The sequence below is a fragment of the Sediminibacter sp. Hel_I_10 genome (genome assembly GCF_000688335.1).
Classification (GTDB): Bacteria; Bacteroidota; Bacteroidia; order Flavobacteriales; family Flavobacteriaceae; genus Psychroserpens.
This window is the reverse complement of sequence record NZ_JHZX01000001.1, coordinates 2,584,122-2,603,665: the sequence shown is the minus strand read 5'-3', so window position 1 is coordinate 2,603,665 and position 19,544 is coordinate 2,584,122. Positions and strand designations below refer to the sequence as shown.

The window sequence follows — 19,544 nt, the reverse complement described above, 5'->3', positions numbered from 1 at the left end:
ACAAAAGTATTAATCTACAGGTTCAGCCTTGAACCCTACTTTTTGCAATGTAGCCTTTACATCTTCTTCTGTAGCACCATCACTTTCAATAGTTAGGATTTTATCAGGATTAGTGGTATCCACTTCCCAACTTTCTACACCTTCTTGCTTGTTTAAAAACGGGGTTACTTTTGATACACAACCACCACAATTGATATTTGTTTTAAATTTTAAAGTTTTCATCGTATTTGAATTTTTAATTAATATTAAAGTTTTACTCGTTTAAGCCTTAAGCTATTTAGAACCACAGATACGCTACTGAAAGCCATTGCTGCTCCTGCAATCATTGGGTCCAATAAAAATCCATTTACTGGATACAAAACGCCTGCTGCAATAGGAATACCAATGAGATTATAAATGAATGCCCAAAATAAATTCTGACGTATGCCCAACACCGTTCTTTTCGATAGTTCCAAAGCTTTGGGAATAGATTGCAAATCTGATGTTATCAATGTCATTTTTGCAACGTCCATTGCAATGTCCGAGCCTTTACCCATTGCGATACTTACATTGGCCTGCGCCAAAGCGTGGGAATCGTTTATGCCATCACCAACCATCGCTACTATCTTTCCTTCTGCTTGTAATTTTTCAACAAAAACAGCTTTGTCCGAAGGCATCACTTCTCCTTGGTAATTTATTATTCCTACTTGTTTTGCGACAGCAGATGCGGTTTTATTGTTATCTCCAGTAAGCATATAGACCTCAATGCCTCTTTCTTGAAGCGTTGCTATGGCTTTTTTTGAAGTTTCCTTAATCTTGTCAGCAATGGCGAGTATCGCCAGCACTTGCTTTTCATTGCCAAAAAAAATGACCGTTTTAGCCTGCTCTTCGAGACTTTCTGCCGTTTGCATTAAGGAAGCGTCGATTTGAATATTCTTTTCAACCATTAGCTTATGGTTTCCAACATAGTATTTTGAACCATTTTCTGTTTGAGCTTTTACCCCCTTTCCAGTGATACTTTCGAAGGAAGCCATTTCAGTTTGTTCAACATTTTCATCTTTTAAGTGGTTGACTACAGCCCCTGCCAAGGGATGTTCTGATTGTGCTTCGATAGCCAAAAGAATTTTTTTGTATTCATTGCTATTTTCAAGTTTATCCTTCCAAAGCATATCAGTTACTAATGGTTTTCCTTCGGTAATAGTACCAGTTTTATCAAGGATAATAGCATTCACTTTATAACCGAGTTCTAAACTTTCGGCATCCTTTATAAGGATATTATTTTCTGCGCCTTTACCAATTCCCACCATAATTGCGGTAGGTGTTGCCAAGCCCAATGCACAAGGACAAGCGATAACCAACACGGCTACAGAGGTCAACAAGGCTTGTGAAAATGCGTTATCGCCTCCAACTGACATCCAGACAATGAATGTAATGATAGAAATAACTAATACGACAGGAACAAATATTCCGGCAATCTTATCGACCAGTTTTTGAACTGGCGCCTTACTTCCTTGAGCTTCCTGAACCATTTTAATAATTTGCGACAGCAAGGTTTCTCCACCAACTTTTTCAGCGGTAAATTGAAAGCTTCCTTTTTGATTAACCGTACCAGCGAAGACCTTTTCCCCTTGGGATTTCTGAACAGGAAGAGGTTCTCCCGTAATCATACTTTCATCTACATACGAGCTTCCCTTGGAAACTTCGCCATCCACTGGAATCTTTTCTCCGGGACGTACCAAAATGGTCTGACCAACCTGTACTGATGAAATAGGGATTTCCTTCTCTTCCCCATTCTCAATAATTTTTAGGGTTTTGGGCTGAAGACCCATTAGTTTTTTGATGGCTGAAGACGTATTTGATTTTGCCTTTTCCTCCAATAATTTTCCCAAGGAAATAAAAGTTATAATTACCGTAGCCGCTTCATAATAAACGTGAGGTTCAATACCACGACTCAACCAAAATTCTGGAAAAAAGGTATTGAATACACTAAAGATAAAAGCGATTCCTGTGCTCAAAGCTACCAAGGTATCCATATTTGCTTTACCGTGTTTGGCTTGCTTGAAAGCATTGATGAAAAAGCTACGCCCAAACCAAAAAAGAATTGGAAAAGTTAACACCAAAGAAATCCACTTACCTGGTTCCCATTTCATAAAAAACATTCCTAATACAAAAATGGGAAGGGTAAGTATGGCCGACCAGATAGTACGGTTTTTTATGTCTTGATAATGTTTTTGCTGTAGTTCTTGTTGTACTTCTGAAGGATTCTCCGCATCAATGATAATGTCATAACCCACTTCGCGAAGTGCATTTTGAAGTTGATTAGGACTCAACTCTTTGTCGTACTCTACAAGAACAGAACTGCTCGCAAAGTTTACGCTTGCATCAAATACGCCATCTGTGTGTTTTAATACAGATTCAACACTTGATGCACACGATGCGCAGGTCATTCCTGTAACAGGGAATGATTCTTTTATTCCTTGCTTGTTTTTTTTAACTTTGGTTTCAAATATGTTAATTGTCTCCATAATCCTATTCTTATTGATACATTACAAATTTCAGGATTTAGGGACTTTAATGTATTACGTAATATGCTGAATAAATTGTAGAATTAGCTTGGTAGCGGTCGCCAGTTTGAAAACTTTTCAAGTTTCCGATACGAAGAAGATAACTCATACCTGATTTTAATAAAACAAAAGACCACAATGTTAGTTGTAGCCTTTCGGAATTTGAGGTTGTAGCACCTCACTATACTCAATAAAAGTAAGTTGTATTATTTTAAATATTCGTTACAAGCTTCCTCACATTTTCTACAAGCATCTGCACATTGTTGACAATGTTTGTGGTCGTGCTTGGCACATACATCAGCACATTTTTTACAGATATCACGGCATTGCTCTACCATACCTCTTACATCTTTATAATTTGATGCAAGCAAATTTGCTGTTGCACTACAGATTTCAGCGCAGGCCCTATCAGTTCTTATACAATCTACCATCATCTTGATGTCGCCTTCGTCAAGACAAGCATCAGCGCAATGATTACAATGTGCTACACAATTGTTTAAAGCTTCGATTAATTTTGAATTTTTCATAAATATTTTAGAATTTAAATTGTTAAAATTAGTCCACCACTATAGCAGACATTAGTAAGAACAATTTAACATCTGAAGTAGTGTTTTATGTTATAAAATATGCCGAATAATTTGTAGAATTTTCGGATTAACAGAGTTTAACATCAAATCTCATCCAAAGATTTGCGATTCTGATTTGTGCTTTTTTTAAACTGTGTAGGTGTCATTCCTGTAACCTTTTTAAACTGATTGCTTAAATACGCAACACTACTATAATGAAGTTTAAAAGCTATCTCACTCAAGGTTAATTCGTCATAAACTATAAGTTCTTTAACACGTTCAATTTTCTGGTTTATGATGTACTGCTCGAACGTAATACTTTCTACCGACGAAAAAAGTGAACTTAAATATTTATAATCCAAGTGAAGTTCGCCTGTAACAATATCTGCCCATTTGAAATCGGTCTCTTGATTGGAATGATGGATTTTATCTACAACCAATGTTTTCATTTGTTCAATAAGTTGACTTTTACGGTCGTCAATCAAACTAAAACCTGAATTTTGAAGCGCTTTGGAAAGACCATTTTTGGTCTGGACACTTAATGAAGAAACTAATTTAACCTCCCCCAATTTTATAGAAACATACAGTATCTCAAGTTGTTCCAAAATATTCGATACCGCCGAGATACATCTTGGGCAGACCATATTTTTAATATGGATAGTCTCATTCATATAGTACTTGTTTCAAAATAATTTTAATCCAGATTTGTATAGAGAATAATAAACAGCAGCTATTGCAGCAACTACAAAAATCAATACTATCACAACTAAAGCTATAATTTTATCTTTTCTTGAAATATCACTTTTAGGCTGATGTTTCTTTCTGTCATTTTTTCTTCTATTTCTTCTACTTTCACTCATTATCGTTCGCCGTGATAAAACCAAAATTAATTTATGGTCTTATTCAGATTACTTGATTAATCCATAATTCGCTTTATTGTAAAGTTGCATTTACTTCGCCACAGGTTAACATAGCCTCTCCATAATATGGGTTTCGCACCTCTTTTTCCAAACTTATCCAATAAGCTCCCTTATTGTTATCGGCCATTGGACAAAACTGGATATATACATTTTCGTTAACCCCAAAAAGTTGCACACTACTTATCATATGCGCAGAAAGATGTTTAAAATGTGCTCTTTGTGTTGCTATATCTGAATCGTTCTCAATAGAATTAGCCGAGGTCTTTAGTTCTTTTTGAATGGTCATCCAATGGTTATGTGCTTTTTCATCAGATAATAATTTCATATCCACTTTTTTCAAAGATTGGTTTATTTGTTTTCCTGCCTGTTGAGCACCCTTGGCATCATCATTTACCAATGCATCTTTTAAAAGGATATAATCATCAAAAACCTGTTTTAACTGATTCTGAAATTTGTTTGAAACTTCAATCCTTTCTTTCATTTGAGAATGGTTGGCTTCATTTGTATTTTCTCCAGAATTATCTTCTTGCATTCCCAAATGCCCTTCGTGGCCTGTCATTGTTTTACCACCAGATGCATTCATCATACTTTTTTTGCCTTGTAACTGTGCAGCGGCATCTACGGTAAACGTTCCGTTAGTTACGACTTCATCTCCATTCTTTAAACCTTCAAGAATGGTATAACTATCGCCATTGGCATTGCCCAATAAAACTTTCCTCATTTCAAAAATAGCTTCATTAGGGTTTGTTTTGACATAGACTACAGAGCGTTCTCCCGTCCACATAACAGCGGTTGACGGTACGGAAACAGTATTCTCGGTGCTTGTTTGCGTACCCTCAATTATACCTTCCACAAACATTCCCGGTTTAAAGAGGTCTTTCTTATTTTGCAAGACCGCTCTTACAACCACCGTTCTAGTTGCAGAATTTAATAAGGGGTCGATGAATGAGACTTTTGCATCAAAAACCTCATTGCGATAAGCATTTGTGGTCACTTTAATAGTTTGCCCTTCTTTTAGGGATGCAATTTGATTTTCATAAGCATCAAATTCTGCCCATACTGTATTGAGATTCGCAATTTTATATAAGGGTTGTCCTTGCTTTAAATAATCCCCTTCTTCTACCATTTTCATTGTTACCGTTCCTGAAACGGTTGCAAAAACCGGAAAGTTTTCTTGCACTTTCCCGGCAGTTTCTATGGCGTTGTTTTGCTTTTCTGAAAGTTTCCAAAGTTTAAGTTTGTTCCTAACAGCCTTATACAATTCTGGTTGCGATTCTTTTAATGATGAAGCGGTAAGCAGTTCTTGCTGTGCAGCAACCAATTCTGGCGAATAAATAGTTGCCAAGCGTTGTCCTGCTCCAACACGTTCTCCTGTAGAATTAACGTACAGTTTTTCTATTCTTCCTCCAAAATAGGTAACCTGTACGGCATTTGACTCTTCATTAGCTTTTATCTTACCAGATAATTTAAGGGAATTATTTCCCATTTGTCCTTTTCCTACAAGTGATGTTTGGATATTGGCCAGAGCCATTGCGTTATCGGTCATTTTTATTTCATTGGCATTGAGACCATCTGCACCAGATTCGGCTGGAATTAAATCCATTCCACAAATGGGACAATCCCCAGGTTCTGGTTGCATAATCTGTGGATGCATAGAACACGTCCACATTTGATTAGAAGCAATTTCTTCTGAATGGTCGTGGGTGTCTTTCACATTAATTGTTGCCTTGTCCGCAGAACCTCCACCGAATAGTAGAAAGCCGCCTAACAGGCCAACAATCAAGGCAACACTTATATAAATGATGTTTTTATTCATTTTAATTTTATTTATTTGTTATTTTCCAATCGTTTTATCATTGCTTTCATTTCTGCAATTTCCTTTTCTTGTGCCTTGATAATATCTTCAGCTAACTTTTTAACTTCTGGATCTTGGATATCAGCACGCTCACTTGTTAAAATCGCAATAGAGTGGTGAGGTATCATTGCTTTCATCCACAATATGTCTCCTACCGTTGACTTCTGGTCGCGTACCAATCCTAATGCACCAACAAATAGCACAATGCTACCCAAAACAATGGCGATATTCTTCTTTTTGTTTTGGTACATATTACGCATCGCCACAAACATTATAATGGCCATAGCAGCAATACCCAAGCAACTCATATAAAAACGAGTAAGGCTAAAATAGACGTGATCTAATTGATAAGAGTTTAGGTACATTGTAATGTACATTGCCACAAATGATGCCGCCAGCATACCTACAAATTTTGTGTAATTGTTTTTTTTTGAATTTTGATTTGAATTTTCCATTATATATTGATTTTAGTGTTACTTATTTTCGTTTCTTTTTAATTATTTTTCTAATGGTTGGGGATGAAGTGTACCAAAGTAAAAAACCACTTAATACAGTAATCAACCCTAATAGTGAAAACCCTCGCAATACTAATGTGTTAAAATTGTCTCTACCTTGATAATCCATAGTGTGTGTCATCCAAAGGAAATCGAACCAACGCCAATCCCTGTGTCTTACCGTTTGAAATGCGCCATTTTCAATGGCCACGTAGGCCTTTAAATTTTGAGGTGTTTCATACGAAATTTCATACGCCGGAAGTGGACGACCACGATATTCGTGATGCTGCCCTACCGTATCGACCCGTTGAATTTCAGCTATTTTTAAATCGGTTAGCATATACCTATTTGCAACTTCTTGCGCCTCTTCTTCAGAAACCCCATTTTTCTTATGTCCTGTTCTGGCATTAATAAGTTGTGTTTCATTAATCCAATAGTAAGGTTCGTTTGCAATTTCCAATAGTTCTAAAGTTTGGATTGGTTGCTCTGTATCGAGTTGAGATGTACCGAGTAAATCGTTAAAAGACTTCTGTTTAGGTGCTACTTTTTTAAACTGGTCGCCGTGAATTTCATCTATATCTGTCCAACTGAAATACATCCCGCTAATCGTCCACATCAAAAACTGGATACCTAAGAAGATACCCAAGTAACGGTGTGCTTTTCTAATCCATTTTGCTGTTTTTCTGTTGACCATTATTGTTTTTACTTTATTCTTTATCTATATTTTAATTCACGAAAAATTTTACAATCAGTCCACCTGCCAACCATATATAACAGATATAGGCCGCATATTTTAAAACACTTTCAAGCAATGGACTTTTCGGTGCCATTTCGCTCATTGAGTGCTCTACATCCTTTCTCTTGAAAAACCCTAAGTATATGAGATATCCTGAAATTGCGAGAAAAGCCATATTCAAATAGAAGGTATAGTCAATTTTGAAATGCTCTTTGTCCTGTATTTTAACTTGTGATGTGTCAGGCAACATACCCAACAAATCGAAAGAGTAATGCAGAGCCAAAGCTGTTCCTATTAATGCCGTAAACAGTAAGAATAAAATGAACAGCGACATTTTCCACCCATAATACTTGGCGTTAATACGAAGTACAGGAAAGACTACCAAATCACTAAAAATAAAAGCCATAACCCCTGCAAAACTCACGCCCTTTCCAAAAAGCAATGCCGCCAACGGAATATTACCCATTGAGCCAATAAAAGTCAAAAATGCGGCAATAGGTCCTACAACGATATGTTCCAATATTTCAAGAAAGGTAAAGTCTGTATTGCCCTGACCACTATTGATAAATAGTGTCTGGAAGAAAGAATCGGGAACGAAGGCTGCGACGATACCTGCAATGGTAAAGCCAACGGTAACGTCCTTCCATACCATCTGCCATTCCATCTTATATTTTTTGGCAACCCTTGCCCAACTATCTTCTTTCTTGATTTGTTTTTTCCAATCTTTGGAATCATCCATTGAATCGTCATCTTCGTTCTCTAAATTCTTGCGCGCTTTTTCTATGAGCTTTTTAGGATTGATTATTCGTATCAAAATCCACGAAATAAGAATTAAAAGGATTCCACCTACATATTCGCCGACTACAAACTGCCATCCCAAAAATATGGAAATGATGATTCCAAGCTCAATTACGAGATTGGTCGATGCAAGAAGAAAAGCAATGGAAGACACAAAGCTTGCACCTTTTTTAAAGATAGATTTTGTGCCCGCTAAAGCCGAAAAACTACACGAGCTGCTTATAAAACCGAAAAACGTGCCTAAGAGTACACTTTTACCTTCACTCTCGTTCATTGTTTTTTGCATCCTTTTTTCAGTCACAAAAATCTGTATCATACTACTGATGATATAGCCCAAAATGAAAGCCCAAAGTGCCATCCAGAAAAATCCAGTGGTCGTATAGGCCGCTTCGCCCCATTGTTTTAAGAATTCGCTCACAGTTTAAATTTTATTTTACATTTCTTGACGAAGAATGTGTTTTAATAATCTTCCATTTACCATCCATCTTTTTTAAGATAGACGTCGCTACTCCTTTTTTCTTTATCGTTCTACTTTCGCCTTTTTCATCTGGATTGAGCACGATAGTGTAGATGTAGGTTTCAGTAGTAAATGCATAAGGCAAATCTACTTCCGCATCAATTTCATAATCTGAAAATTCAAATTTTTTGAAATGCCCCAACTCAGGCCCCAAATGGTGTTCTATATAGTGCGCATACGAGCCTTCTACACCACCAGATTCAAATACTTTTGAATCTTCTGTAAATAGTTCAAATGTCCCCTCGGTCGTTAAGTTTTGTAGTGCATCTTTGTAAGCTTTCATTACTGCGATAACATCTTCTTTATCTTTAGAATCTTTATCATTCTGTGCATTGGTAATGCTGACTGTTGAAATGAGAACAGTTACGAGTGTAATAATTTTAAGTACTTTCATATTTATATTTTTAAAGGGGTTATTTGTTAACGTGAATTCTATTAATGTTTGCAATACCAAATACCAATACCAAAAAGCTCAAGAAAACTTCCATCATTACCAATAGTTTACCTGCAATATTCAATGGTACAATATCTCCGAAGCCAACCGATGAAAAAGTAATTAAGCTGAAATATAAAAACTCAAAAAACTGTAATGAAAATGAGCCATTGAGCGCTGTACTCGATTTAAAATTTTCAGGGTTCAAAGTATATAAAGCGTGATAATCTGCTGAAAACGAAAGGACAATCAAAATAATCAATACCCCAAATAAAGTAAGAACGTGGGTTAGCTGATGACTTTCGCCTATTATTTTACTTAACTGTATAAAAGTGAGCCTTACGATAAAAATGGTTTTGACCAAAGCCAAACCAACAATTATAAAGGGTAAAAATTGGCTGGCGGAATCTACACCTACCCATAGTATATAACTTAACGATAGAGCAATCACTATACTTGCAGTAAGCAATACCTTTTTAAACAGTTGCTTGTAAAAGCCAATTCTTTCAGATTTTTCTATTGTGTTCACTTTAGTCATTTTCAATTTATTTCCTTAACTAAATAATTGAAGCGCCAAAGCACCACCAACTATTAAGATTAGTATGGTATATATTATGTAATTGAACCATTTTCTAACTACAGACTTTTCAGTTGTATTTTGACACCCGTCTTTGCAACACTCTTTCATTGTTATATCATCCTTTTTTATATGCAAAATCCTTTAAATAATACTTGAAAATGAGAGGCAACCTTTATTAACCAATAAACCAACCAAAATGTTTACCCCTCACAATCAAGTACTCTTCACTAAACTTCTCTTCATCATAAATTTTTAATTGCCTGACATAGGAAGAGAGATGTTATTATTTTAAGGGTTTAATCCCTCTCCCTTGTGCAGGCTGCTATTAACCAAATCAACTTTTCTTTTTCAAAATTCGTTGTGCCTGACTAGGGAAGGAACTAACACTAACCATCAACATTGTTTTCCTTCCCAGGACAGGACTTAAAAACTATTCAGATATCTTTATCATTTTACAACCTTCTGTTAACTAATAAACCAGAACATTGAAAATATTTTTTAAACAAAGGATTATCTATTGAATAGTCTTTTGAACTTTTCCGCATTTAAGCATTCTACTGCCGTAATATGGATTTTTCACTTCTTTACTTGTACTTAACCAAGCACTACCTTTATCATACATTGGGCAAAATTGCTCGTATAACGTGCTTTTTGTACCTGTAATAGCTACCATATCAGTAATATCCTTACTTAACGTTTTAAAGTGCTCGCGTTGGTGGTCTATGGCACTTTCAGAAATATGTTCTGCGTGCTCGGCAGCATCTTCTATGATATCAGCAAGCTCTTTTTGTTGTTCTTTTGTATAACTATCCATATCAAATGCTCTAAGAGAGACTACCAGTTTAGTGCCTGATTGTGCCGCTTTTTTGGTGTCATCAGCTACCAAAGCATCTTTCAAATTAAAGTAATCACTTAATATAGCTTCTGCTTTTGCGTCACTATTTTTATTCATCATTTTGCTATGGTCCATTTTCATATCTCCGTGATCGTGGTTCATTTTTTCTTTTTCCTGTGCATTGGTAAAAGAAACTGCTAACAATAGCATTGCTGCAATACTCATTTGTAAATTTTTCATTTTAATTACTTTTAAATTATTATTTATAAACTATCTTTTAATTGTGTGATAAAATTGATTAACTCTTCTGCTTCAGCTTCTGTAAATGTTGCTTCACTATGTATCAAAGTGTAAGAATCCAAAGGCATTTCGCCATTTTCAATCTGCTTGATAATAGACCTTAACTTACTTGCTTTTCTTCGGCTGGATAATGAATCCCATTCGTTGAAATTAAGTTCAGCTTTTCCTTCTTTAATATGGTCTTCCAAAAACCAAGCAACAGGTTGAATCTTATTATACCAAGGGTATTGAGTATTATTGCTGTGGCAATCATAGCAGGATACCTGTAACTTTTTTTGAATAGTTTCTGGTACATTATTGACCAGCATAAAATCAGTTGACGGTACAGTATCACTTTGATTGCGTGTAGTCGGAATAAATTGAATTCCCACGAACGCTACCAGTAGTACTATTGCTATAATCTTTACAATTTTCATTTAGTTAATTTCACGTTGTACTTTGCCGCATTTTAACATTTGACTACCATAGTATGGATTGCGCACTTCCTCTTTAGTACTTAGCCAAGCTGTACCGCCATCATACATAGGGCAAAACTGCTCGTAAAGCTTCATCTCTGCTCCTGTTATAGCAACCATATCTATAACATCTTTACTTAAAACTTTAAAATGTTCGCGCTGGTGTGCTATATCACTTTCTGAAATGTGTTCTGCGTGTTCAACTGCATCCTCAACAATATCCTTTAATTCCGATTGCTGGGTATCGGTATATTGTGCGGCGTCAAAATTTCTTAAGGATGTTGCGAGGGTTGCCCCAAGTTCTTTGGCTTTGCCATTATCATCTCCCACCAAGGCATTCTTTAAGTTGAAATAATCATTTAATACCGCTTGTGCATTACTATCTCCGTTCATTGCCATTTCCTTCTTTTCGCCATCGTGATGACCATCACTGTTATCGTGGTTCATTTCTGAATGGTCTCCATCAGTGCTATTTTGTTCTTTGTTGTTGTCTTTACAAGACATTACTGTTAAGGTTATAAATGCTATCGCAACTATACCTAATGTTGATTTTAATTTGCTCATTTTGTTTTAATTTAAGTTTGTATTTATTAATTATTATTACTGCCTTTTTATAGTGTATTATAACTTTTCAATGACGTTTTCCAACATTGCAGTTATTTCGCTGGCTACCTCATTCAATTTTTTATTTTTTACAGCTTGCATTGATGCCATTGGGTTTACGGCCGCAACTTCAATGATACCTGCTTCGATTTCCTGTACTATGACATTGCAGGGCAACATCGTTCCAATTTTATCTTCTGCTTGCAAAGCTTTATGTGCATAGGGCGGATTACAAGCTCCGAGTATCCAATACTTTTTAAAGTCTATATCCAGTTTTTTCTTTAGTGTTTCTGTTACATCAATTTCTGTAAGGATTCCAAAACCTTCGTCCTTTAATCCTTGTGTCACTTTCTCGATGACCTCTTCGAAGGTTCCATTGATTGTTTTATTAAAATAATAGTTCATCTTTTTAATTTTTAGTTGTTTAAAATCTTGCTAATAGTCCACCACCCAATCCATATCGGTTATTGTAGTTAGCTTGGATTGAAAAATTGCGCGAAAGAATGTATGCAACCCCTACCAACCATTGTGTTTCGCTTTCAAATGATTTATTATTCTCTAAATCATTGACCCATCCAAAATCTGCTCTGTATTCGTATTCGCCTTCCAGAAAAATTCTTGGAAAAATCAATAATTCTCTGTCCAAACGTATTCTTGGGCGTAGCTGATGGTCCATACTCACATCTACATTAAATCTATAAGGCGTAAAATATTTTACACCAACCAATCCTACGGTATTAAATGTATCGTAAGAATCTGGTGTTGACGTTTCGGTATTAACTCCTGCATAAACACGTACCCAATCGTTCAGATACCTATTATAACTTATTTCGGCTTCAAGATTTTGGTCGTAATCGAACTCTGCTCTCAAACCAAATTCATTTCGGATATTGCTCGACGTTAAAAAGAGTTCATTAAAATTTGAACCTGCACGAGCCAATCCCCACGAATAATAATGGTCTGTCTCATCGATAAGTTTCTGTACTGGATAATCTTTCATTCTATCATCCCTTGGGGTATCGTAACTAAACACTCTTGCCATACCACCCATCATATGGTACAATACGTGACAATGAAAGAACCAATCGCCATACTCTTCGTTATAAAATTCAATAATAACTTTCTGCATTGGTGGTACGTTCACTGTATGCTTTAATGGTGAGCGTTCTCCTTTTTCATTGATGACCCTGAAGTAATGACCGTGCAAGTGCATTGGATGGTGCATCATAGTCAGGTTATTTAATGTAATTCTGGTTACCTCGCCTCCTTTTATATTTATCTTATCGGTTTCTGATAATGGCACCCCATTCATACTCCATACATAGCGATTCATATTACCAGTTAGGTTAAGCAACACTTCATTTACTGGTAAATCTGCTTTAAATTCAGTTTTTTCTTTTGCCTCTAAAAAATCATAGTTGAAGTATGTCTTTCGCTCCTCATAATCAAAAGAAGTAGAATCCTTCTGCATCATTGGCATATTGTGCATATGACCTTCCATTTTATTTGATGCTCCATTATGGCTCATTGACATCGAGTCTTTTTTCATTCCCATTGTATCATCCATCTTCATATCCATTTGGTCATTCATTTTGCCATCTTTCATCGACATCTTATCGTTCATCCCCATTTTCATCTCGCCGTCCTTCATATTCATCTTCATTCCGTACTTCTGCATTAAAACTTCGGGTGTATTCTTCTTCTTGTTTCCCACCATTGCAGGTGCTCCCATTTTCATATCCATTTTTGCCATTTGCTTCATCATCGCTACCTTATCAGGTCTATCAATTCTTTTGGCTGGGTAAAGAGTGCCATTACCTAACTGTATAGAGGTATGACCTGAACCATCTTGAGCGGTTGCGGTAATTTCAATAGTTCCTTCTGGAATAGTTACAATTACATCATACGTTTCGGCTATGCCAAAGAGAAATCTGCTTTTGGAAACGGGTTGCACATCAACACCATCACTGGAAACCAACATTGGGTTACCTCCGCCAAAGTCCATCCAATAATAGGTAGAAGCCGATGCGTTGATAAAGCGAAGCCTTACTTTTTCGCCAGCCGTAAATTCTGGATACTCTGCCAGTTTTTTACCGTTGGACAAAAATGCGGGATAATAAATGTCTGCAATATCAGCTCCTTCCATACGGTCTCTCCAAAATTTAAGTTGAGCACCAAAGGCACCTTCTGAAATGACTCTACTTAATGGCACTGCTGTGCCTTTTTTAACTTGATACCACTCGTTACCTCTTTTAAGGTTTCGTAATACATTCATTGGTTTTTCATTGGTCCAATCTGATAATACCACGACTAAATCTTTATCATATTCCAAGGTTTTCTCTTTTGGATGAATGATAATAGACCCATAAACACCTTTTTGTTCTTGTAGCATTGTGTGGGAATGGTACCAATATGTTCCCGATTGGTTGATTGGAATCCTGTATTGGAAGGTTGTTCCTGGCTCAATCGGTGGGGTAGTTAAATATGGAACCCCGTCGTAAAAATTGGGAAGTATCAATCCGTGCCAATGCACTGAAGTTTCTTCATCCATTTTATTGGTTACGTTGATTATAGCAAGGTCTCCTTCATTAAATTCCAAAACAGGCCCAGGGATACCTCCATTGATGGTCATTGCATTGGCAGTAACACCTCCAAGTGTCATTTCGTTTTCTTCAATGGTAAGGTTATACTCCTTAACAGGTCGCCCATCTTCCTTTCTATCATTTCCGTTTGTGCCTACTTGGGCAAAAATTGAAGTTGTAAAAAGTAATAGCGTAATAATTTTTATTGTTTTCATTTTAAGAGTTTTGTCAAGATTATAAATTTGTGTTCTTTTTAATTTTGATTTATTGAATGATGCCCTGGAATTAATTCGTTAAATAATTTATGAGAGCGGTTTGAACATAATAAAGTTTTGTTGTTTCAATCTGTCCCATTTGAAACTTCAATTGCAATTCCTGAATGTCCAGCACATCATTAAAATCAATAGTTCCCGTTTCATAATTTTTAATGAGGATTTCTTCCGCATCTTCAGCTTGTTTCAGGTTTTTCTCTTGTGTGTTGAATTTAATTCGCGACTGATTGCGTTGAGAAATTGCCTTTGATAATTCAGCCACTAACACGTTCAACCTTTCATCTTTTTGGGATTGTATTTCCTGTTTACGCAATTCATTTTGTTTTGAAATTGACTTATATCGATTATTAAAAATGGGAATGGTAATTGAAACCATTGGCATCACGATGTCTTTCCCATTATCGGAAAAATTCATATCAGGACGTTCTGATACAGGCACATAATCCAATCCAAAACCTATCATTGGCAAGGCCTCTCGTTGATTCAAAAGTTCCGATTGAGCGACTGATTCGTAAAGCTTATCATATTTGAGCAATTCTGGGTTTACAGACAAGGCCTCGTAGCTATAAAAATTGTCCTCTTTTGGAAATTCCAAATAAGAAACCACTAACGCATCTTTATCATATTCCCTGTTTAGCAAACCGTTTATCGCTGCTTGAATACCCTTGTCTTGCTGAATCAAAACATCTTTCTCTTGTTGCAGTTCGTTTTGTCGAATCTGCAATCGCAGTACATCAACAGCAGATGCTTTTCCAACTTCTACGGAAGTTAGTGCAAGTCGTTCATAGGTCTGCAAGAGTGCTATATTTTCATCAAGTACTTCCTGCTTTGCCCTAATTTCATACAACTGGTAATAGAATTGGGAAACGGAAAGCGCAAGCTTTCGTTTTGCGATGGTCACTTCCACAAATTGGGCTTCAGCCATTGATGAAGCATAATTTTCCCTTGCTGATATGGTTCCAAACCACGGCAGCATTTGTTTTACTGAAAAACGTGCACGTTGTGCTCCTGTTCGGGTTTCTGGTTCACTTATAAAGTAGCCTACGCCAATCTCTGTATTTGGTAACCAGTCAACTTCATTTACCTTTTCTTCAGCTATATTATAGCGCAGTTCAAAAGCCTGAATTTCAGGATTGTTCTTTTCAGCTTCCTGAATATAGGAAGCTAAATCTTGTGCATTTACTTCCGCGAAAGCGAAAAAAACAAGTCCTATTAAAATTATATATCTCATTTTGTAGCTCGTTTTAATTGATATTCTTTCTTCCAGCTAAATAGCACTGGTAATAAGAAATAAGAGGTAATATCGATAATCATTCCACCAAAAATTGGGATTGCCATAGGTATCATTATATCACTTCCTTTTCCTGTGGATGTGAGGATGGGTAATAGTGCCAGAATGGTAGTTACCGTTGTCATTAAACAAGGGCGTATTCTCTTGCCGGCAGCTTCAAGCGTTGCCTGTCGAATTCCCTTTTTGTCCGTTGGATTTTCTCTATCGAAGGACTGTGTGAGATAGGTTGCCATTACCACGCCATCATCTGTAGCAATGCCGAAAAGTGCAATAAAGCCTACCCAAACCGCCACACTTAAATTAATGGTTTTCATATTGAACAGGTCTCGCATATTTTCCCCGAAAAGATTAAAATTGAAGAACCAATCTTGGCCGTATAACCAAATCATAATGAAACCACCAGCAAAGGCTATAGTAATTCCTGAAAATACCATAAGCGATGTGCTGACTGATTTGAACTGGAAATATAGAATCAAGAAAATGATTACAAGTGCGAGCGGCACTACAACAGAAAGTGTTTTCTCTGCCCGTAATTGATTTTCGTAGGTACCTGTAAATTTGTAACTGATTCCTTTAGGAACGATCAACTCGCCAGCCTCAATTTTCTTTTTAAACAAAGCCTGCGCATTTTCAACCACATCTACCTCGGCAAAACCATCTAGCTTATCAAAAAGTACATACCCCACAAGGAAGGTGTCTTCACTTTTAATTACTTGCGGTCCTTGTTCATAGCGAATATCCACCAACTCGCCTAAAGGAACAGGACTTCCTTTTTCCACAGGTACATAAATCTTTTTAAGGTCTTCTGGGTTGCCACGCAACTCTCTTGGGTAGCGAACACGAACCCCATAACGCTCGCGACCTTCTACTGTTTGGGTAAGTGGCATACCACCAACGGCGACTTGAAGTACTTCTTGAACATCCATAATTGAAATTCCGTACCGCGCCAATTGCTCTCTTTTAATATCAATTAACAAATAGGGTTTACCTACAATACGGTCTGCAAAAACAGCTTGTTCTTTTACACCTTCGGCTTGTTTCAAAAGACCTTCCAATTGCAAACCAAAAGCTTCAATGGTTTTTAAATCAGGCCCTTTCACTTTGATGCCCATCGGTGCTCGCATTCCAGTTTGAAGCATTACCAATCTTGTCTCGATAGGTTGTAGTTTCGGTGCAGAGGTAACTCCAGGGAATTTAGTGACCTTAACTATTTCATTCCAAATATCATCAGGACTGACTATTTCTGGTCTCCAGTTACGGTAGTATTCCCCATCATCATCTGGAATTAAATCTTCATTAGTTGCGTTTGTTTTAAGCTGAGATGCTTCGTAGTTTGCATCGTCACTGATTTCGTTATTTGGGTTGATGATGAATTTTTCATTTTTCAATACAAACAATCCGTCATCATTCATTTTATAACGTTGGCGCTCTCCAGATTCATTCCGCATATATTCAGATTTATACTGAATCATATTTTCATACATCGATAGTGGTGCAGGGTCGAGCGCGGATTCTGTTCGACCTGATTTTCCTACTACTGTTTCTATTTCTGGAATCGTGGCAACCGCCATATCGAGTTGTTGCAGTACACGCTTATTTTCTTCTACACCAGAATGTGGTAAAGAAGTAGGCATTAAAAGAAATGAACCTTCGTTGAGCGATGGCATAAATTCTTTACCAGTATTTCGCATTATAACCACTCCTAAAATAAACACCGTTGTTGGAATGATTAAAAACAGTAGTCGGTTTTGAAGTGCCCAGCGTAATATATTGTCATAATACCTTTGGAAAATTGAAAACACACCCAGTAACCCAAAACAGATAATCGCTACAAAAATCAAGTTCATTAAGATGCTCCGATCAAAACCGAGCGGTCGCCAATATTCAGCAAGCAAGAACACAATAGCAATGCAGGAAATAATTATGTGAAATAAATTAGCTCTTTTAGTTGTTATAATATCTCTTACGCTCAAGAGCGCAACAACGCCATAAGCTATTAAGATAAGCCCTAACCAATAGCCGTAAACAATGGCAGTGATGCCAAGAATAATAAGCAAACCGTTGAGAATATATTTAGAACGTTCTCTAATATTCGTTTTCCTAAACAAGAATGCGGCAAATGGTGGTATCAAGAAAAGAGCAATAACCAAGGCCGCAGAAAGTGCCATTGTTTTAGTAAATGCCAGTGGTCTAAATAGTTTGCCTTCAGCACCTATCAATGTAAATACTGGTATGAAGCTTATAATAGTTGTGAGTACAGCTGTTAAAATAGCTCCTGAAACCTCAGCAGTAGCATTATAGACAATTTCATTTGTTGTGTATTCTATTCCACTTTCTTTAAAGCGTAATTTTTCATCTTCCAAATGCCGAATCATATTTTCGGCAAGTATGACGCCTACATCCACCATTGTACCAATGGCTATAGCAATACCTGATAAGGCAACAATATTTGCATCTACATTGAATAGTTTCATCGCAATAAATACCATTAATACGGCAACAGGTAATAATCCTGAAATAAGAATAGATGCGCGCAGGTTGAACACCATCACGATGATGACCAAAATGGTAATTAAGATTTCAAGTGTAAGAGCTTCATTAAGCGTATGAAGTGTTTCTTGAATGAGTTCTGTTCGGTCATAAAATGGGACAATAGTTACCTGTGAAGTGCGACCGTCAGCTAAAACTTTGCTTGGTAGTCCTGTTGAAAGTTCAGCTATTTGATCTTTGACGTTATTAATGACTTCCATTGGGTTTGCACCGTAACGAGCCACAACGACACCACCCACAACTTCGGCACCTTCCTTATCCAGAATACCGCGTCTGGTCTGTGGTCCTAAATTTACTTTTGCGATATCCTTGATTCGTATAGAAGTAAAATTTTCTGAAGTAACTACTGCATTTTCAATATCAGCCACAGATTTTACATAACCCAAACCACGAACTAAATATTCTGCTTGATTTATTTCCAGTGTCTGCGCGCCAATATCTTGGTTGCTTTCCTTTACTGCTTTTACAACATCGCTTAAACTAATACTGTATTGGCGCATTTTTTCAGGGTCAACATCAACTTGGTATTCCTGAACATAACCGCCAATAGAGGCAACTTCTGAAACACCACTTGCCGAGGACAATCCGTATTTTACATAGTAATCTTGAATACTACGCAGCTCCTGCAAATCCCAGCCTCCAGTTACATTTCCTTTTTCATCACGCCCTTCTAACGTGTACCAATATATTTGACCTAAACCTGTGGCATCGGGTCCTAAAGATGGATTTACGCCATCTGGTAATAGGTTGGCTGGCAGTGAATTTAGTTTCTCTAAAATCCGACTACGTGACCAATAGAATTCAATATCTTCTTCAAAGATGATATAGATACTGGAAAACCCAAACATAGAGGAACTACGAATGGTCTTTACACCAGGAATACCCAGAAGCGAAGTAGTAAGTGGATAGGTAATTTGGTCTTCAATATCTTGTGGTGAGCGACCTTGCCACTTGGTAAAAACAATTTGTTGATTTTCCCCAATATCTGGAATAGCATCTACAGCAACAGGATTAGATGGTAAAAAGCCGGTGTCCCAACCAAAAGGTGCGTTTACAACGCCCCAACCTATAAATAGGGTGAGCATTAAAACTGCGACGAGTTTATTCTCTATTAGAAATTTGATGCTTTTATTCAGCATAGAAATGATTATTAAGTAATTATAAATCTTGTTTAAAAAGTGACAAACAAGCACAAAGGTCCAAAACAAATTAAT

18 protein-coding genes are annotated in these 19,544 nt (G+C 36.8%); all 18 read right to left on the bottom strand.

What is annotated here, in order from left to right:
- Positions 1–9 precede the first annotated feature (9 nt).
- Positions 10–222: a heavy-metal-associated domain-containing protein gene (locus P176_RS0111780; RefSeq protein WP_026754897.1), complete on the bottom strand. Its 213-nt coding sequence runs from the start codon at positions 220–222 to the stop codon at positions 10–12.
- 23 nt (positions 223–245) lie between these two features.
- The gene (locus tag P176_RS0111775) at positions 246–2,504 is read right to left on the bottom strand and encodes a cation-translocating P-type ATPase (RefSeq protein ID WP_026754896.1); all 2,259 of its coding nucleotides are present in this window, start codon (positions 2,502–2,504) and stop codon (positions 246–248) included.
- Between the two features lie 245 nt (positions 2,505–2,749).
- Positions 2,750–3,070, bottom strand: a complete 321-nt coding sequence (locus P176_RS0111770) for a four-helix bundle copper-binding protein (protein WP_026754895.1) — start codon at positions 3,068–3,070, stop codon at positions 2,750–2,752.
- 143 nt (positions 3,071–3,213) lie between these two features.
- The gene (locus P176_RS0111765) at positions 3,214–3,780 is read right to left on the bottom strand and encodes an AraC family transcriptional regulator (protein WP_026754894.1); all 567 of its coding nucleotides are present in this window, start codon (positions 3,778–3,780) and stop codon (positions 3,214–3,216) included.
- A gap of 12 nt (positions 3,781–3,792) precedes the next feature.
- The gene (locus tag P176_RS20575; RefSeq protein ID WP_169833977.1) at positions 3,793–3,969 is read right to left on the bottom strand and encodes a hypothetical protein; all 177 of its coding nucleotides are present in this window, start codon (positions 3,967–3,969) and stop codon (positions 3,793–3,795) included.
- 73 nt (positions 3,970–4,042) lie between these two features.
- Complete coding sequence (locus P176_RS0111755) at positions 4,043–5,845, bottom strand: efflux RND transporter periplasmic adaptor subunit (protein ID WP_026754893.1); 1,803 nt, start codon at positions 5,843–5,845, stop codon at positions 4,043–4,045.
- Positions 5,846–5,856: 11 nt separating this feature from the next.
- On the bottom strand, positions 5,857–6,339 hold the full coding sequence (locus P176_RS0111750; RefSeq protein WP_026754892.1) for a DUF305 domain-containing protein: 483 nt from the start codon (positions 6,337–6,339) through the stop codon (positions 5,857–5,859).
- Positions 6,340–6,361: 22 nt separating this feature from the next.
- Positions 6,362–7,072, bottom strand: a complete 711-nt coding sequence (locus tag P176_RS0111745; protein ID WP_026754891.1) for a PepSY domain-containing protein — start codon at positions 7,070–7,072, stop codon at positions 6,362–6,364.
- Positions 7,073–7,103: 31 nt separating this feature from the next.
- Positions 7,104–8,330, bottom strand: a complete 1,227-nt coding sequence (locus P176_RS0111740) for a permease (protein ID WP_026754890.1) — start codon at positions 8,328–8,330, stop codon at positions 7,104–7,106.
- 10 nt (positions 8,331–8,340) lie between these two features.
- A complete protein-coding gene (locus P176_RS0111735) occupies positions 8,341–8,823 on the bottom strand; it encodes a nuclear transport factor 2 family protein (protein ID WP_026754889.1) in 483 nt (160 codons plus the stop codon).
- Positions 8,824–8,842: 19 nt separating this feature from the next.
- Positions 8,843–9,400, bottom strand: coding sequence for a potassium channel family protein (locus P176_RS0111730; protein ID WP_070237427.1), 558 nt, complete (start codon positions 9,398–9,400; stop codon positions 8,843–8,845).
- A 556-nt stretch (positions 9,401–9,956) separates the two neighbouring features.
- Positions 9,957–10,517, bottom strand: a complete 561-nt coding sequence (locus P176_RS0111725; protein ID WP_026754887.1) for a DUF3347 domain-containing protein — start codon at positions 10,515–10,517, stop codon at positions 9,957–9,959.
- Positions 10,518–10,540: 23 nt separating this feature from the next.
- The gene (locus tag P176_RS0111720) at positions 10,541–10,993 is read right to left on the bottom strand and encodes a heme-binding domain-containing protein (RefSeq protein ID WP_026754886.1); all 453 of its coding nucleotides are present in this window, start codon (positions 10,991–10,993) and stop codon (positions 10,541–10,543) included.
- A complete protein-coding gene (locus P176_RS0111715; RefSeq protein ID WP_026754885.1) occupies positions 10,994–11,596 on the bottom strand; it encodes a DUF3347 domain-containing protein in 603 nt (200 codons plus the stop codon).
- Positions 11,597–11,653: 57 nt separating this feature from the next.
- Complete coding sequence (locus tag P176_RS0111710; protein WP_026754884.1) at positions 11,654–12,040, bottom strand: DUF302 domain-containing protein; 387 nt, start codon at positions 12,038–12,040, stop codon at positions 11,654–11,656.
- Positions 12,041–12,059: 19 nt separating this feature from the next.
- Positions 12,060–14,432, bottom strand: coding sequence for a multicopper oxidase domain-containing protein (locus P176_RS0111705; RefSeq protein WP_026754883.1), 2,373 nt, complete (start codon positions 14,430–14,432; stop codon positions 12,060–12,062).
- A 70-nt stretch (positions 14,433–14,502) separates the two neighbouring features.
- Complete coding sequence (locus tag P176_RS0111700) at positions 14,503–15,720, bottom strand: TolC family protein (RefSeq protein ID WP_026754882.1); 1,218 nt, start codon at positions 15,718–15,720, stop codon at positions 14,503–14,505.
- Positions 15,717–19,469: an efflux RND transporter permease subunit gene (locus tag P176_RS0111695; protein ID WP_026754881.1), complete on the bottom strand. Its 3,753-nt coding sequence runs from the start codon at positions 19,467–19,469 to the stop codon at positions 15,717–15,719. Before P176_RS0111695 ends, P176_RS0111700 begins: the two co-directional genes overlap by 4 nt.
- Positions 19,470–19,544 lie beyond the last annotated feature (75 nt).

Excerpts from the sequence above, each read along its gene's own strand:
- P176_RS0111780 (WP_026754897.1), bottom strand. The coding sequence starts at position 222 with ATGAAAACTTTAAAATTTAAAACAAATATCAATTGTGGTGGTTGTGTA.
- P176_RS0111775 (WP_026754896.1), bottom strand. The coding sequence starts at position 2,504 with ATGGAGACAATTAACATATTTGAAACCAAAGTTAAAAAAAACAAGCAA.
- P176_RS0111770 (WP_026754895.1), bottom strand. The coding sequence starts at position 3,070 with ATGAAAAATTCAAAATTAATCGAAGCTTTAAACAATTGTGTAGCACAT.
- P176_RS0111765 (WP_026754894.1), bottom strand. The coding sequence starts at position 3,780 with ATGAATGAGACTATCCATATTAAAAATATGGTCTGCCCAAGATGTATC.
- P176_RS20575 (WP_169833977.1), bottom strand. The coding sequence starts at position 3,969 with ATGAGTGAAAGTAGAAGAAATAGAAGAAAAAATGACAGAAAGAAACAT.
- P176_RS0111755 (WP_026754893.1), bottom strand. The coding sequence starts at position 5,845 with ATGAATAAAAACATCATTTATATAAGTGTTGCCTTGATTGTTGGCCTG.
- P176_RS0111750 (WP_026754892.1), bottom strand. The coding sequence starts at position 6,339 with ATGGAAAATTCAAATCAAAATTCAAAAAAAAACAATTACACAAAATTT.
- P176_RS0111745 (WP_026754891.1), bottom strand. The coding sequence starts at position 7,072 with ATGGTCAACAGAAAAACAGCAAAATGGATTAGAAAAGCACACCGTTAC.
- P176_RS0111735 (WP_026754889.1), bottom strand. The coding sequence starts at position 8,823 with ATGAAAGTACTTAAAATTATTACACTCGTAACTGTTCTCATTTCAACA.
- P176_RS0111730 (WP_070237427.1), bottom strand. The coding sequence starts at position 9,400 with ATGACTAAAGTGAACACAATAGAAAAATCTGAAAGAATTGGCTTTTAC.
- P176_RS0111725 (WP_026754887.1), bottom strand. The coding sequence starts at position 10,517 with ATGAAAAATTTACAAATGAGTATTGCAGCAATGCTATTGTTAGCAGTT.
- P176_RS0111720 (WP_026754886.1), bottom strand. The coding sequence starts at position 10,993 with ATGAAAATTGTAAAGATTATAGCAATAGTACTACTGGTAGCGTTCGTG.
- P176_RS0111715 (WP_026754885.1), bottom strand. The coding sequence starts at position 11,596 with ATGAGCAAATTAAAATCAACATTAGGTATAGTTGCGATAGCATTTATA.
- P176_RS0111710 (WP_026754884.1), bottom strand. The coding sequence starts at position 12,040 with ATGAACTATTATTTTAATAAAACAATCAATGGAACCTTCGAAGAGGTC.
- P176_RS0111705 (WP_026754883.1), bottom strand. The coding sequence starts at position 14,432 with ATGAAAACAATAAAAATTATTACGCTATTACTTTTTACAACTTCAATT.
- P176_RS0111700 (WP_026754882.1), bottom strand. The coding sequence starts at position 15,720 with ATGAGATATATAATTTTAATAGGACTTGTTTTTTTCGCTTTCGCGGAA.
- P176_RS0111695 (WP_026754881.1), bottom strand. The coding sequence starts at position 19,469 with ATGCTGAATAAAAGCATCAAATTTCTAATAGAGAATAAACTCGTCGCA.